Below are 13,744 nucleotides of genomic sequence, written 5' to 3'. Positions count from 1 at the left end.
GCCCTATATGACCAAAAATCAGCCATCGCATTTTATTGTTATATTGCATTGCGTTATCATGATTAACGCATCCGTCGCATGAAGCTGCGCTGCGGCATTGTGCGAAATCTCGCACGGCTGTTAGCGCCCATTGTGCGGGAATCCGCACAACGCCGTCAGGCCAGAATCCCCCGCTCTGCCAGCGCCTGTGCCAGCGCGCCGCGATAGGGCACGATCTCCAGATGGGTGTGATGGCTCTTGCGGTGCGTAGCCTCGATTTCGGCGATGCGTGCCTTTGCGTCGGCCAGCGTGGCAAAGTCATACGGCGCGCCGATCAGCGCCGGCGGCCCCGATCCCGGCACGCGCACCACCATGAACCGTTCAGCCGTCACGGCGAAAATCCTCGGGTTTCAGCCCGTATTTCGTCAGCTTGTCGTAAAACGTCTTGCGCGGCAGCTTCAGCGCGCGCGCTGCGTCCGACGCCTTGCCGTTGTGACGCCCGAGCGCGGCAGCCAACAACGACCGTTCCACCTGCGCCATCTGCTCGGCCAGCCCAAGACCGCCCTGCCGGGACAGTTCCTCTGGCATGCCAAGGACAAAGCGCATGGCCGCCGACATCAGCGACCGAGCATTGCCGGGCCAATCCTGCGCCATCAGCCCGGCCAGATGGTCGGGCGAGATTTCCGGCGGCGTGATGCCCGCCTGCTCGGCCGCCTGCGCCACGTAATGCCGGAACAGGACGGGGATATCCTCGGGCCGCTCGGCGATCGACGGGATGCGCACGCGCGCAACCTCGAGCCGGTAGAACAACTCGCTGGAAAACCGCCCGGCAGTGACCTCTTCGCCCAGATCCTGCGTGGTCCCCCCGATCAGCACGGCGCCACCGCGATCGACGCAATCGGCCAGCGCCAGCTGGCTGTCACCGGGCAGGCGCCCGATCTCGTCCAGAAACAGGGTCCCGCCCGCGCAGGCCTCCCACAGCTCATCCAGCGCCCCGCGGTCCAGCCCGCCGGCTGCGCGTTTCTCGAACGGGCCCTTGGCGCGGATGGAACTGAGGTGGATCACCTCGGCGACCTTGGAAATCCCCGAGCCCGGCGCCCCCTGCACCAGAACCTCGCTGCCGCCGCGCGCCGCCGCACGCACCCGCGCGCGCAACTCCTCTGCCTTGGCGGAGCGCCCGAACAACATGCGCGCCGCAGGATCGCCGGTTTCCAACTGCGCCTTGAGCGCGCGATTTTCCAGCACATGGCCGCGCGCCTTGAGCGCCCGGCTGATCAGCGCCGTCAGGTCCGCCGCCGCGCAGGGCTTTTCGAGAAAGCCGAAAGCCCCCTTGGTCATGGCCCGCACCGCCATCGGGATATCGCCCTCGCCGGTCAGCAGGATCACCGGCAGGTCCGGATCCACCCCGCGCGCATAGTCCAGCAGATGGAACCCGTCGCGCCCGGGCATGCGGATGTCGGACACGATCACGCCGCGAAACTCCGGCCCGATCCGATCCTTGGCCTCGACGAAGGACCCCGCCGTGACCGGCTCGTACTCGGCCAGTTCCAACGTCTGCGCCAGCGCCTCGCGCACCGCCAGATCGTCATCCACCACGAGGACCAAACCGCTCATCGCCGCGCACTCCGGGTTTCTTCTGGCTCCAAATACCGTGGGGGAGGCGCGTCAGCGCCGGGGGCAAAGCCCCCTTCCCCGCTATCCTCCCAGCGCTCCAGCTCGACCGTGAACATCGCCCCCTCGCCGGTATTGGTTCCGCGGATATTGCCGCCAAAGCTTTGCACCAGACCATAGGAAATGGAAAGGCCCAGCCCCATCCCGTCGCCCACCTGCTTGGTCGAATAGAACGGCTCGAACACCTTTTCCGGGTCCGCGATGCCCGGCCCGGTGTCGCGCACCTGCACCGTCAGCGGCACCGCGTCGTGCAGCTCGATCACGATCCGCTTGTCGTCCTGTCCGGACATCGCATCGGCGGCGTTGTTGATCAAGTTGACGAAGACCTGCCCCAGCCGCACCTCGCCCCCTTTGACGAAGACCGGCCCGGCGGGGCGGGTCCACTCGAGCAGCACGCCATCGTCGCGCAGCCGCGTCTGGGTCAGCTCGATCACCGTGTCGATCACGGCGCACAAGTCCACCCGCCCCATCGGTTCGCTTTCGTTGCGTGCAAAGGCGCGCAGGTTGCGGATGATCCGCGCCGCCCGCGCCGCCATGTCCGCGATCCGGTCCAGATTCTCGCCCGCCCGGTCGGACCTGTCGCGCAGCAGGAAGGCCCTGCCGTTCTCGGCGAATTGCTGGATCGCCATCAGCGGCTGGTTCAGCTCGTGGCTGATGCCCGCCGACATCTGCCCCAAGGCGCTCAGCTTGCCAGCCTGCACCAGATCGGCCTGCGCCCGGCGCAGCGCCGCCTCGGCCTCCTCGCGCTCCGACACCTCGTGGCGCAGGGCGGTGTTGGTGGCCTCCAACTCCACCGTGCGCTCGCGAACGCGCGCCTCCAGCCGGACATTGACCAGCGCAAGGGCGCGACGGCGCTCCATCGCGAGGAAAAGCAGCGAGCCGAAGAACAGGCACAGCGCGACCACGACCGCCGCCTGCAAACCCGCCACGCGCCGCGCCGGGCCCGCATCGATCAGCGCCTCGCCCACGAGGTCGATCACCGGCAGGGGCTGGACCAAATGCAGGGCGTCTTCGGGCACGTAGGCGCTGATCTTCTGGCGCCAGATCTCGTAGTCGCCAACGCGCCGGGAGACCTGCGTGACCGCGCCTTCGGGGCCAACCAACCCGCTGGATTCGACGCGCCAGAACAGCAGTTCCGAGCGATTGGTGATGAACACCTCGCCGGTTTCGTCGCTGAACAACACCGCCGGGCGCGAACCGCGCCAGACCCGTTCCAGCAGTTCGACATCGACGAGGATCACCACCACGCCGCGCACCGCCCCCGACGGGCCGAAAGAGGGCGTGGCATAGTAGAAGGTGCGCTTGCCAAAGACATCGTCGATGCCATGACCGACCCCCAGCGCCCCGTCGAGCGCCCTATGGAACCAAGGCTGCGCGACCAGATCGTGCGGAACCTCCTCATGCGCCGAAGCAAGGACCTGCCCCCTCCGGTCGGCATAGACCGCCGTCATCGCGCCGGTCCGGTCGGCACTGGCCAGCAGCAGCCGGTCGGCGGTGATGCGCGATCCGCCGCCATGCAGCGCCTGCAGCGCGGGATGATCCGCCAACAATACGGCAACCGAGCGATAGCGTTGCAGCCCCGTCACCAGCCGGTCCGAGGCCAGCGCAAGGTCGGCCTGCCCGCGCGCCGCCACCTGCCCCAAGGCCTGCGCCAGCCCATAGCGCCACACGCCCCAGCCAAGCGCCGCCACGAGGCACAGGAACAGCAGCACCACGGTGCCGCGACGTTGCGAAAAACCTGCCATGCGTCTTCCTAGCGCGGTCTTGCGCCCGCTGCCAAGTCGCGGCAGGGTCGCGCCATGCAACGCGTCTCACTTTCTCCGACCGATCCGGCCTTCGTTCAGGACCCTTACACGGCCTATGCCGACTGGCGAACCCATGGCGACCTCGTCTGGTGGGAGGAATACGGCATGCCCTGCGCCGTGTCGCATGGGGCGGTACATGCGTTGCTACGCGACCGGCGTTTCGGGCGCGAATGCCCGGCGGATCAGGTCCCCGCGGTGCCCGACCACCTCGCGCCCTTCTACGCCATCGAAGCCCATTCCATGCTGGAACTGGAGCCGCCCCGCCACACCCGCCTGCGCAGCCTCGTGCTGCGCGCCTTTACCTCGCGCCGCATCGCCGCGCTCGGGCCAGAGATCGCCGCGCTCAGCCACCAGTTGATCGACGCCTTCCCCGAGGGCGAGGTCGACCTGCTGCCCGCCTTCTGCCAGCCGATCCCGGTGATCGTGATCTGCCGCCTTCTGGGCGTCCCGGAGACCATGGCCGACCAGCTTTTGGCCTGGTCCAACGCCATGGTCGCCATGTATCAGGCCCGCCGCGACCGTCAGGTCGAGGACGCCGCCGCCACCGCCGCGCGCGAGTTCGGCGATTTCATCCGCGGCTATGTCGAGGAGCGGCGTCAGACCCCCGCCGATGACCTGATCACCCAACTGATCGCCGCCGAGGAAGCGGGCGAGAAACTCTCCACCGACGAGTTGATCACCACATGCATCCTGCTGCTCAATGCCGGGCACGAGGCGACCGTCCACACCATGGGCAACGGGATCAAGACCTTGCTGGAGACGGGAACACCGATCCCCCCCGAACGGGCCGAGCCCGTGACCGAGGAAATCCTGCGCTACGACCCGCCTTTGCACATGTTCACCCGCTACGCCTATGAGACGGTCGAGGCCTTCGGCCATACTTTCCAGCCCGGCGATCAGGTGGCGCTGCTGCTGGGGGCCGCCAATCGCGACCCTGCGGTCTGGCCCGATCCAGACCGCTTCGACCCCGCCCGCAAGGTCGTCCAGAACACCAGCTTCGGCGCGGGCCTGCATTTCTGCGTCGGCGCGCCTCTGGCCCGGCTGGAACTGCAGATCGCCCTGCCGATCCTCTTCGAACGCTGCCCCGACATGCGCCTGTCAGAGCCGCCGCGCTACGCCAATCTCTACCATTTCCACGGGCTCAGCCGCTTGAAGATCACCCGCTAAGCCCTTCTTCTTGGTCAAAATACCCCCGCGCGGAGCGCATCCAACCTCACAATGGCAGGGCCACGGTCGCCTTGATCTCTTCCATCGACAAAAGCGCCGTGACGTTGTGCACCTTCACCTCTGAAATCAACGCTTGGTAAAAGGCGTCATAGGCGCGGGCGTTCCTGACCCGCACCTTCAGGATATAGTCGATATCCCCTGCCAGCCGGTGCGCCTCCTGCACTTCGGGGCGCTCGCGCAGCGCCTTGAGAAAGCGGTTCTGCCACTCCGCCTCGTGTTCCGAGGTGCGGATCAGCACGAAGAAGGTCGCCTCGAATCCCAGCGCCTCGGCATCCAGCAGCACGGTCTGCGCGCCGATCACGCCCGCCTCCTTCATCTTGCGGATTCGGTTCCAGACCGGCGTCTTCGACGACCCGACCGCCTTGGCGATGTCGTCCAGCGACTGCGCCGCGTCGCGTTGCAGCTCGATAAGGATTTTCCGATCCGTGGCGTCGATCTTCACCGCTGTTCTCCTATTCCGGCAAAAGCGGAACACCCGGCCCGCTGACGTCGCCATTTAGAACATCATTCCTTATTTCCGCAAGGACCTAGCCCAGATGCGGAACAATTTCCTATATATCACTTCAGAAACGCGCCTTCGAAGGAGCCCCGCCATGATCCTGTCCCGCCTCACGGCCCGCCTTGCCCGCAAGCGCCCCGCGCGCGGCATGCATGTCTGTTTCGTGGGCTCCGGTCCCGGCGATGCCGAGTTGCTGACGCTCAAGGCGATCCGTGCGCTGGAAATTGCGCAGGTGGTGATCCATGACCGTCTCGTCAGCGACGAGATTCTCGCCCTCGCCCCGCAGGCGCGCCGGGTCGATGTGGGCAAGACCGGCTTCGGCCCGTCGGTGTCGCAGGACCAGATCAACGCGCTGATCGTCGAGCACGCCCGGACCGGCGCACGCGTCGTGCGTCTGAAGGGCGGCGACCCGACCGTCTTCGGTCGTCTGGACGAGGAAATGGATGCGCTCGACGCCGCCGGCATCCCGTTTGACATCGTCCCCGGCATCACCGCCGCCTCTGCCGCGCTGGCCGGGATCGGCCAGTCGCTGACCAAACGCGGCCGCAATGCCTCTGCCCGGATCATGACCGGCCACGACATGAAGGGCTTCGCCGACCACGACTGGCGCGCACTGGCCCGCCCGGGCGAGGTCGCCGCGATTTACATGGGCAAGAAGGCCTCGCGCTTTATCCAAGGTCGCCTCTTGATGCATGGCGCCGCCCCGGCGACCCCCGTGACCGTGGTCGAAAACGCCTCTCGCGCGGATGCCCGCCACATTGCCACTACGCTGGCCGACCTGCCCATGGCGCTTGACGTACACGAGGTTACGGGTCCCACCCTTCTGCTTCTTGGCCTCGCGCCTCGCGACGCCGTTCAATCCCAATTCCCGCGACAGGAGGTGTCCTGATGCCGAAACCCTTCACGCCCAAAGTGATCACCGCCAACGCCCTGCTTTCGGGTGAGGTCGTCTATCTGACCGCCGACGACCGCTGGTCCCCCCATCTGTCTGACGCCGACCTGCTGACCGACGAGGCCGATGCGCAGGTGCGACTGCTCGACGCCGAGAAACGCAGCCATGAGGTTGTCGGTGTCTACCTCGTCGACATGGTGCCCGGGGCCGATGGCCCGGAACCGACCCATTTCCGCGAGGCCTTCCGACGCACGGGGCCGTCCAACTACGCTCACGGCAAACAGGCCGAGCTGAAAAGGAGCGCATGATGTACAGCTATTCCGATTTCGACGCCGCCTTCGTCGCCGAGCGCAACCGCCAGTTCCGCGCGCAGGTCGAGCGCCGCATCGACGGCAGCCTGACCGAGGATGAGTTCAAGCCGCTGCGCCTGATGAACGGCCTCTACCTGCAACTGCACGCCTATATGCTGCGCGTGGCGATCCCCTATGGCACGCTGAACAGCCGCCAGATGCACAAGCTGGCCGATATTGCCGACCGCTGGGACAAGGGCTATGGCCACTTCACCACGCGCCAGAATATCCAGTACAACTGGCCGCAACTGCGCGACGTGCCCGACATGCTCGACGCGCTGGCCGAGGTGCAGATGCACGCCATCCAGACCTCGGGCAACACGATCCGCAACGTGACCGCCGACCACTTTGCCGGGGCCGCCGCCGATGAGGTCGCCGATCCGCGCCCGGTGGCCGAGCTGATCCGGCAATGGTCCACCGACCACCCGGAATTCCAGTTCCTGCCGCGCAAGTTCAAGGTCGCCGTGACCGGTTCCCCGAATGACCGCGCCGTGACCGCCGCCCATGACATCGGCCTGCGTATCGTCGAGCGTGACGGCGAGATCGGCTATGCCGTGCTGGTGGGCGGTGGCCTTGGCCGCACGCCGATGATCGGCAAGGTGCTGAATGACTTCGTGCCGCAGGCCGATTTGCTACCGTATATCGAAGCGGTCGTCTCTGTCTGGAACCTGCTGGGCCGCCGCGACAACAAGTACAAGGCGCGCATCAAGATCACGTTGCACGAACACGGCATCGACGAAATCCGCCGTCTGGTTGAGGACCGCTTTGCCGAGACGCGTCAGGCGTTCAACGGCGCGGACCTTGCCCTGTTTGATGCGATAAAGGCCCAGTTTGCTGCCCCTTCGTTCACAAAACGCCCGATTTCGGACTTCGAGCGCGCCTATGAGAGCGACCCGGTCTTCCGCTCTTGGGCCGATACTAACCTGTCCGACCATCGGGCCGAGGGCTATGCCATCACCGAGATCAGCCTCAAGGCGCATGGCGCAACACCCGGCGATGCGACCTCGGACCAGATGCGCGTGATCGCCGACATCGCCCGCGAATTCGGCCATGACGAGCTGCGCATCAGCCATGAGCAAAACATCGTCCTGCCGCATGTGCACAAGGCCGACCTGCCGGTGATCCACGCGCGCCTGAAATCGCACGGTCTGGCCACGGCGAATATCGGCCTGATCTCGGACATCATCGCCTGCCCCGGCATGGATTACTGCGCGCTGGCCACCGCGCGCTCGATCCCGATTGCGCAACAGATCGCGACCCGCTTCGACGAGTTGAAGCTGGAGCATGAGATCGGTGCGCTCAAGATCAAGATCTCGGGCTGCATCAACGCCTGCGGTCACCACCATGTGGGCCATATCGGCATCCTTGGACTTGATCGTGCGGGCGTCGAGAACTACCAGATCACGCTGGGCGGCGACCACCGCGCCGACATGGCGCTGGGGGGTCGCACCGGGCCGGGCTTTTCCGCCGAAGAGATCATCCCCGCCATCGAACGCCTGATCGGGGCCTATCTGGACGTGCGCGAGGGCAAGGACGAACCTTTCCTCGACACCTACAAGCGCGTCGGCATGGCGCCGTTCAAGACGGCGCTTTACGGCGCCGAGGACGCGAAACGGACAAAGGCCGCGTGATCCATGCAACCGCTTCTTCGTGAAGACAAACCACCCGAACGGCCCGCCCCTGATCTGGACGCCCTGCGCGCCCGTGTGGCCACGCTGAACGCGCGCTACCGGCACCACGGCGCGACCGCCGTGCTGGAAGGCGCGCTGCGTGACCCGGAGGCGGGCCGGATCGCCATGGTCTCGTCCTTCGGGGCCGAGTCCGTGGCGCTGCTGCACCTTGTCGCCATGGTCGACCGCTCCGTCCCGGTGCTGTTCATCGATACGCGCCTGCTGTTTGCCGAAACGCTGGCCTATCAACAAGAGGTGGCCGAGCGCCTGCACCTGACCGACCTGCGCATCCTGCGCACGGATGAGGCGACGCTGGCGCAGCGCGATCCTTATGGGGGGCTGCGCCTTGGCGACCCGGACGCGTGCTGTGCCCTGCGCAAGACGCTGCCGCTGGAAGCCGCGCTGGACGGGTTCGACGGCTGGATCACCGGGCGCAAACGCTATCAGGCCGCGACCCGCGCCGCGATGGAGTTTTTCGAGCTCGAAGAGGCGACGGGCCGGATTAAGGTCAACCCGTTGGCCCATTGGGGCCCCGAGGACGTGCGCACCTATATGGAGGAGAACCGCCTGCCAAAGCATCCGCTGGTGGCGCAGGGCTATCCGTCGATCGGCTGCGCGCCCTGCACGTCCAAGGTCGCCCCGGGCGAAGACCCGCGCGCCGGACGCTGGCGCGGACAGGACAAACAGGAATGCGGCATCCACTTCGTCGATGGCCGCCCCGTGCGCAACACAAAGTAGGATGGGTGATCACCCATCCTACCCCAGATCACAAAGGACCCGCCCCATGTCGATCATCGTCACCGATCAAGGCTTTGCCCCCGATACGTTCGCAGGCGCGATCCGCGACTTGCCCTCCGACACCGACCCGGCCACGCTGGACGGCCATACCAATGCCGAGATGATCCGCATTGCCTTTCCCAGCTTCGCCGATGGCCGTGGCTTTACCCTTGCGCGGCTGCTACGGCTGCGCGGCTATACGGGCCGTCTGCGGGCCGCAGGCCATGTGATCGCCGATCAATACGCCATGGCCCGCCGCGCCGGCTTCGACGAGGTCGAAATCTCGGACGAGATTGCGCAGCGCCAGCCCGAGGACCAGTGGCGCGACCGCGCCAACTGGCAGTCCCACGACTATCAGGCCCGCCTGCGGGGCTGAGTCGCGCCCCGACGCCCTTTCACCTGACACAGATCAAAGCTATGACGGAGGTGCCGGTTTAATCATATCGGCAAAGTGACATATGACAGAGATGACCCCCGTGACCGATACAGCCGCTGCCGCCCCCGCGCCGAAGAAGCTTGCCCTGCCCGACGCCCAGACCGTCACCGAGGTCAAGCATTACACCGACCGGCTGTTTTCCTTCCGCTGCACGCGGCCTGCCACGATGCGCTTCCGCTCGGGCGAATTCGTGATGATCGGCCTCATGCAGACCGATCCGAAGACCGGCAAGGAAAAGCCGCTCTTGCGCGCCTATTCCATCGCGTCGCCGTCTTGGGACGAGGAACTGGAATTCTACTCGATCAAGGTGCCCGACGGCCCGCTGACCTCGCGCCTGCAACACATCCAGCCCGGAGACGAGATCATCCTGCGCCCGAAGCCCGTCGGAACGCTGGTCCATGACGCGCTCTTGCCTGGCAAGCGCATCTGGTTCTTTGCCACCGGCACCGGCTTTGCGCCCTTCGCCAGCCTGCTGCGCGAACCGCAGACCTATCAGGATTACGACGAGGTCATCATCACCCATACCTGCCGCGAGGCGGGCGAGCTGACCTATGGGGCCGAGATCATCGAAAGCCTCAAGACCGACGAGTTGCTCAACGAGGTCATTGGCGAGGGATTCTGGAAGAAGATCAAGTATTACCCCACCACGACCCGCGAACAGTCGCCCAAGATGGGCCGCATCACCGACCTGATGCGCTCTGGCGAGGCCTTCGAGGATCTGGGCGTGCACCCGATCAATCCCGAGCATGACCGGGCGATGATCTGCGGCAACCTCGCCTTCAACCTCGAACTAAAGGCCATGCTGGAGGATTACGGACTGGAAGAAGGCGCCAATTCCGATCCGAAACAATACGTGGTGGAAAAGGCCTTCCTCGACTGAGGGCCACATCCTGGGCGACATCCCTGCCCCGGTCGCCTCTTACGAAAGAGCCCCGCGCGATCTCTCGTGCGGGGCTTTTCAATGACCTGACGGTCCAATCAGAGGTTGAGCATCTCTCTGAGTTGATCCAGCACCGCCTGCGGCGTCTCAGGATTGTCGCGCAAGGTCTCGGCCAGCTGCCGTGCGCCGGCCTTTGCGACCATGCCCAGCTCGGAATTGTCGATATATTCGACCACCTTGTCATAGTCAAAGCCATCCACCGTCAGCAATTCGGTGATGGCCGGGCTGTCTGCCGCGTCGGCCACCGCGTCGGCGGCAGGTTCGGCAGCCTCGGCGGCGGAGTCGACGGCGTCGCCCAACTGCTGGGCCATGTCGTCGATGGCCTGCTCGGCCTCTTCAACCGCCTCGGCACCGGCCTCGACCGCCTCGGCGGCTGCGGCTTCGGCTGCCTGCGCGGCTTCCTCGGCGGCGCGTGCGGCCTTTTCTGCCTCGGCTGCAGCGGCCTCTTCGGCGGCCTGCAACGCGGCGGCGGCTTCGGCCTCGGCGGCTTCGGCTGCGGCGCGGGCTTCGGCCTCTGCTGCGGCTGCGGCCTCTTGCGCTGCCTGAGCGGCGGCTTCCGCTTCGGCGGCGGCGGCTTCCTCGGCAGCCTGAAGGGCTGCTGCGGCCTCTTCGGCGGCCTTCTGGGCCGCGGCTTCCGCCTCTGCGGCAGCGGCCTCCTCTGCGGCTTTCGCTGCTGCCGCTTCTTCGGCGGCCTTCGCCGCCGCCGCTTCCTCGGCAGCCTTCGCCGCTTCCTCGGCGGCTTTTGCCTCGGCCGCGGCCTGCTGTTCGGCCACCAGCGCCGCCTCCTTGGCGGCCTGCTCGTTGCTGTACCAGAAATAGCCGCCCACGACGACGACAGCCGCCACGATGATCGCGATCGCCTTTTGCATCACTCGATCCCCCAAACCTTGAAATATCCACGAACCGGGCCAACCCCGATCCTGCGGTCAAGATGTGCGCCGCGCGCCAGCCAATCTCAAGCCCGAAAACGCCGCGATGCAGCATGAATCCCCGGTTTTGACGCTTGAAACCCGACTTTCCCCCGTTTACCTTGCGCTCTTGACGAAATTCCCAAAAGGAGCATTCCAATAGCCCGCCGTCCTCACAACGCGCCCCCCACGCGCGACACTGGCCCCCGCGTCAACGATCGCATCCGGGCCCCCGAAATCCGCCTGATCGGCGCCGAAGGTGAAAATGTCGGCGTGGTCACGCCCGCCCGCGCCATGGAACTGGCCGAGCGTGCCGGTCTCGATCTGGTCGAGATCTCGCCCAACGCCACGCCACCGGTCTGCAAGATCATGGATTTCGGCAAGTTCAAATATGAACAGCAGAAGCGTGAATCCGAGGCCCGCAAGAAGCAGAAGATCATCGAGGTCAAAGAGGTCAAGTTCCGTCCCGGCACCGACACCCACGACTACGATGTGAAGATGCGCAACGTCCTCAAGTTCCTCGAAAATGGCGACAAGGTGAAGGTCACCCTGCGTTTCCGGGGTCGCGAGATGGCGCACCAGGACCTTGGGCGCGACCTGCTGCAGCGCGTCGCCGAAGACGTCAAGGAAATCGGCAAGATCGAGAACATGCCCAAGATGGAAGGCCGCCAGATGGTCATGATGATCGGGCCGCTGCCGAACAAGTAATTCGGTCCGACAGATGTTTTTTTTCGAAACCCGCCGCAGTCCGGCGGGTTTTGTTTTGCGCCGCACAACCTATCTTTCCGGCATCAGGGAGGATGACCCATGTGGGATGAACGCTTCGGCACGAAGGAATACCTGTTCGGGACCGAACCGGCGTCCTTTTTGCGCGACAATGTCGGGCTTGTTCCCCCGGGCGCGCGGACGCTGTGCATCGCCGAGGGCGAAGGCCGCAACGCCGTCTTCCTTGCCGGTCTCGGCTGTCAGGTCACGGCCTTCGACGCCTCTGCCGTTGGTCTGGACAAGGCGCGCAAGCTGGCCGGCGCGCGCGGCGTGCAACTGGCGCTTCATCATGCCACGATCGAGGAGTGGGACTGGTCGCAGCCCTTCGACCTTGTGGTCGGGGTTTTCATCCAGTTTGTCGGCCCCGAGGGCCGGACTGCGCTGTTCGACGGCATCCGCCGGGCCTTGGGGCCGGGTGGGCGCCTGATGCTGCATGGCTACACGCCCGAGCAGGTGGCGCTTGGCACCGGCGGGCCGGGTCGGCGCGAGAACATGTATACCCAGGACATGTTGCGCGACAGCTTTGCCGATCTGCAGGTCCTGCGCCTTGCCAGCTACGAAAAGGTCCTGCGCGAAGGCACCGGTCATTCGGGCCGGTCTGCCCTGATCGATTTCATCGCCGACGCGCCCGCCTGAACCGGTTCAGCCGACCTGCAGGCGCAGGTTGCGCCGGACCGGCGAGGTGATGTCGGCAAAGGCGGCGACCCGCAGCCAGTCGGCCCCCTTCGAACCGCCCCTGCGCCGTTCGATACGGGCCTGTTCAACCAAGGCCTCGGCCTGCGCGCGTGACAGCATCGGGCGGGCCGGATCACGCGAGACCTGTCCAGCCGCCTGCCGCCCGGTGGCGCCATCTAGGGCGCGCAGCGCCATGGGTCCGGGATAGAAGCTTTCGGAGGCGACCCCTTCTGACGACAGGATCGCGTGCCGCTCCAGCAGCAGGTGGACATAGGTGACGCGCCGCAGCCCGTACATGACCCGCAGCCTCGGCAGGCCCAGCAAGCCGCAGACCGGCGCCAATTGGTCCCCCTCGGTGTCCAATGCAGGCCCGCTCAGCAAGACCCGATGCTGGGGGGACAGGATCAGGTCACGCTCTGGCACGCCGCTGCCAAAGGCATCCTTCGGACACAGGATCGGACGGGCCGGGTCATTGCGATCCTCAAGCCTGACATGGCTGTGCGCCACCCAGATCAGGGGCTGCGGCCCGTGATCGGCGGTCAGCACCAGATCGCCCGCCACGAGGCTGTCGGCGCGGCGGGCGCCTTCGGGCGTGGCAATCGAGGTCTGCGCACCAAAACAGATCACCCCGGAATAGGCGGTGTCGCTGGAAATGCCGTCACTGCTGGCCGCAGCGTCGCCATCGCGCGCCTCGACCGGGGAAAAGGTCACCCCGGCGGGGATCGCATAATACGGAACCTGTGGGGCAAAGCCGACATTCACCCCGCCGATGCGGATCACCCAGACCTCGGACCCGCCCGCATCGACAAGCGCGAATTCGTTCTCGACGATGGACCCGGCCGCGTAGGTCACGCCGGAGATCGTCACATCCTCGGCCAGCGTGGCGGGGGTGCCGGTTTCGACATAGCCGTCCTGAAACACGCCATCATCGTCGATGACCTTGATCGAGGTCGGGCTGCCGCCGAGATAGGTATAGGTGACGCCGGTCCAACTGGGCGCAGAGGGGTCGTAGCTGGGCTGCGACGGGTCGTTGCCATTGGTGTCGTTCGCGAGGTTGGCAGGCGTCAGCGCAGCCGGGGTGGAGACCTGCGTCCAGTCATAAACGGCAAGCTTGTACACGTGCGCATCCCCGTCCACCGAAAGCAGGCAG

General features: G+C 65.9%; 14 protein-coding genes and 1 pseudogene. 9 read left to right on the top strand and 6 right to left on the bottom strand.

Going from position 1 to position 13,744, the window contains the following annotated elements; all coding sequences use genetic code 11:
* Positions 1–155: 155 nt before the first annotated feature.
* Genes D8Z78_RS09040 through D8Z78_RS09030 form a run of 3 tightly spaced genes read right to left on the bottom strand, consistent with a single transcriptional unit; the run spans position 156 to position 3,395 of the window.
* Positions 156–371 carry a hypothetical protein gene (locus D8Z78_RS09040; RefSeq protein ID WP_121629632.1) on the bottom strand — a complete coding sequence of 72 codons (216 nt, stop codon included), beginning with the start codon at positions 369–371 and terminating at the stop codon, positions 156–158.
* Positions 361–1,593, bottom strand: a complete 1,233-nt coding sequence (locus tag D8Z78_RS09035; protein ID WP_121629633.1) for a sigma-54-dependent transcriptional regulator — start codon at positions 1,591–1,593, stop codon at positions 361–363. Before D8Z78_RS09035 ends, D8Z78_RS09040 begins: the two co-directional genes overlap by 11 nt.
* Complete coding sequence (locus D8Z78_RS09030; protein ID WP_121629634.1) at positions 1,590–3,395, bottom strand: sensor histidine kinase; 1,806 nt, start codon at positions 3,393–3,395, stop codon at positions 1,590–1,592. Before D8Z78_RS09030 ends, D8Z78_RS09035 begins: the two co-directional genes overlap by 4 nt.
* 54 nt (positions 3,396–3,449) lie before the next feature.
* On the opposite strand from D8Z78_RS09030, the gene D8Z78_RS09025 reads away from it, so the two are divergent.
* The gene (locus D8Z78_RS09025) at positions 3,450–4,622 is read left to right on the top strand and encodes a cytochrome P450 (RefSeq protein WP_121629635.1); all 1,173 of its coding nucleotides are present in this window, start codon (positions 3,450–3,452) and stop codon (positions 4,620–4,622) included.
* A 46-nt stretch (positions 4,623–4,668) separates the two neighbouring features.
* On the opposite strand, the gene D8Z78_RS09020 is transcribed toward D8Z78_RS09025, so the two are convergent.
* The gene (locus D8Z78_RS09020; protein ID WP_121629636.1) at positions 4,669–5,178 is read right to left on the bottom strand and encodes an Lrp/AsnC family transcriptional regulator; all 510 of its coding nucleotides are present in this window, start codon (positions 5,176–5,178) and stop codon (positions 4,669–4,671) included.
* 145 nt (positions 5,179–5,323) lie between these two features.
* On the opposite strand from D8Z78_RS09020, the pseudogene cobA reads away from it, so the two are divergent.
* The 6 genes and pseudogenes from cobA to D8Z78_RS08990 all read left to right on the top strand — a co-directional run.
* A pseudogene (cobA, locus tag D8Z78_RS09015) lies at positions 5,324–6,070 on the top strand (uroporphyrinogen-III C-methyltransferase); the annotation flags it as partial.
* Complete coding sequence (locus tag D8Z78_RS09010; RefSeq protein ID WP_121629638.1) at positions 6,070–6,381, top strand: DUF2849 domain-containing protein; 312 nt, start codon at positions 6,070–6,072, stop codon at positions 6,379–6,381. The pseudogene cobA and the gene D8Z78_RS09010, both read left to right, overlap by 1 nt.
* On the top strand, positions 6,381–8,054 hold the full coding sequence (locus D8Z78_RS09005; protein WP_121629639.1) for a nitrite/sulfite reductase: 1,674 nt from the start codon (positions 6,381–6,383) through the stop codon (positions 8,052–8,054). Before D8Z78_RS09010 ends, D8Z78_RS09005 begins: the two co-directional genes overlap by 1 nt.
* A 3-nt stretch (positions 8,055–8,057) precedes the next feature.
* Positions 8,058–8,831, top strand: a complete 774-nt coding sequence (locus D8Z78_RS09000; protein ID WP_121629640.1) for a phosphoadenylyl-sulfate reductase — start codon at positions 8,058–8,060, stop codon at positions 8,829–8,831.
* A gap of 46 nt (positions 8,832–8,877) precedes the next feature.
* The gene (locus D8Z78_RS08995) at positions 8,878–9,246 is read left to right on the top strand and encodes a DUF934 domain-containing protein (RefSeq protein ID WP_121629641.1); all 369 of its coding nucleotides are present in this window, start codon (positions 8,878–8,880) and stop codon (positions 9,244–9,246) included.
* An 82-nt stretch (positions 9,247–9,328) separates the two neighbouring features.
* Positions 9,329–10,186, top strand: coding sequence for a ferredoxin--NADP reductase (locus D8Z78_RS08990; protein WP_121629642.1), 858 nt, complete (start codon positions 9,329–9,331; stop codon positions 10,184–10,186).
* Between the two features lie 98 nt (positions 10,187–10,284).
* On the opposite strand, the gene D8Z78_RS08985 is transcribed toward D8Z78_RS08990, so the two are convergent.
* On the bottom strand, positions 10,285–11,115 hold the full coding sequence (locus D8Z78_RS08985; RefSeq protein WP_121629643.1) for a hypothetical protein: 831 nt from the start codon (positions 11,113–11,115) through the stop codon (positions 10,285–10,287).
* 177 nt (positions 11,116–11,292) lie between these two features.
* On the opposite strand from D8Z78_RS08985, the gene infC reads away from it, so the two are divergent.
* The gene (gene infC, locus D8Z78_RS08980; protein ID WP_476718452.1) at positions 11,293–11,862 is read left to right on the top strand and encodes a translation initiation factor IF-3; all 570 of its coding nucleotides are present in this window, start codon (positions 11,293–11,295) and stop codon (positions 11,860–11,862) included.
* Between the two features lie 99 nt (positions 11,863–11,961).
* Complete coding sequence (locus tag D8Z78_RS08975; protein ID WP_121629645.1) at positions 11,962–12,555, top strand: SAM-dependent methyltransferase; 594 nt, start codon at positions 11,962–11,964, stop codon at positions 12,553–12,555.
* Between the two features lie 6 nt (positions 12,556–12,561).
* On the opposite strand, the gene D8Z78_RS08970 is transcribed toward D8Z78_RS08975, so the two are convergent.
* The gene (locus D8Z78_RS08970) at positions 12,562–13,713 is read right to left on the bottom strand and encodes a Hint domain-containing protein (protein WP_164932927.1); all 1,152 of its coding nucleotides are present in this window, start codon (positions 13,711–13,713) and stop codon (positions 12,562–12,564) included.
* Positions 13,714–13,744: the final 31 nt, after the last annotated feature.

It is taken from the genome of Tropicibacter alexandrii (genome assembly GCF_003667315.2).
Taxonomy (GTDB): domain Bacteria; phylum Pseudomonadota; class Alphaproteobacteria; order Rhodobacterales; family Rhodobacteraceae; genus Tropicibacter; species Tropicibacter alexandrii.
Note: the sequence above shows the minus strand (reverse complement) of the source record. Positions and strands in the feature narration are given on the sequence as shown.

What these genes read in the sequence shown, in the direction of transcription:
- D8Z78_RS08985 (WP_121629643.1), bottom strand. Translation starts at nt 11,115, where the DNA reads ATGCAAAAGGCGATCGCGATCATCGTGGCGGCTGTCGTCGTCGTGGGC.
- D8Z78_RS08995 (WP_121629641.1), top strand. Translation starts at nt 8,878, where the DNA reads ATGTCGATCATCGTCACCGATCAAGGCTTTGCCCCCGATACGTTCGCA.
- D8Z78_RS09035 (WP_121629633.1), bottom strand. Translation starts at nt 1,593, where the DNA reads ATGAGCGGTTTGGTCCTCGTGGTGGATGACGATCTGGCGGTGCGCGAG.
- D8Z78_RS09020 (WP_121629636.1), bottom strand. Translation starts at nt 5,178, where the DNA reads ATGGCGACGTCAGCGGGCCGGGTGTTCCGCTTTTGCCGGAATAGGAGA.
- D8Z78_RS08990 (WP_121629642.1), top strand. Translation starts at nt 9,329, where the DNA reads ATGACAGAGATGACCCCCGTGACCGATACAGCCGCTGCCGCCCCCGCG.
- D8Z78_RS09005 (WP_121629639.1), top strand. Translation starts at nt 6,381, where the DNA reads ATGTACAGCTATTCCGATTTCGACGCCGCCTTCGTCGCCGAGCGCAAC.
- D8Z78_RS09025 (WP_121629635.1), top strand. Translation starts at nt 3,450, where the DNA reads ATGCAACGCGTCTCACTTTCTCCGACCGATCCGGCCTTCGTTCAGGAC.
- D8Z78_RS08975 (WP_121629645.1), top strand. Translation starts at nt 11,962, where the DNA reads ATGTGGGATGAACGCTTCGGCACGAAGGAATACCTGTTCGGGACCGAA.
- D8Z78_RS09030 (WP_121629634.1), bottom strand. Translation starts at nt 3,395, where the DNA reads ATGGCAGGTTTTTCGCAACGTCGCGGCACCGTGGTGCTGCTGTTCCTG.
- D8Z78_RS09000 (WP_121629640.1), top strand. Translation starts at nt 8,058, where the DNA reads ATGCAACCGCTTCTTCGTGAAGACAAACCACCCGAACGGCCCGCCCCT.
- D8Z78_RS09010 (WP_121629638.1), top strand. Translation starts at nt 6,070, where the DNA reads ATGCCGAAACCCTTCACGCCCAAAGTGATCACCGCCAACGCCCTGCTT.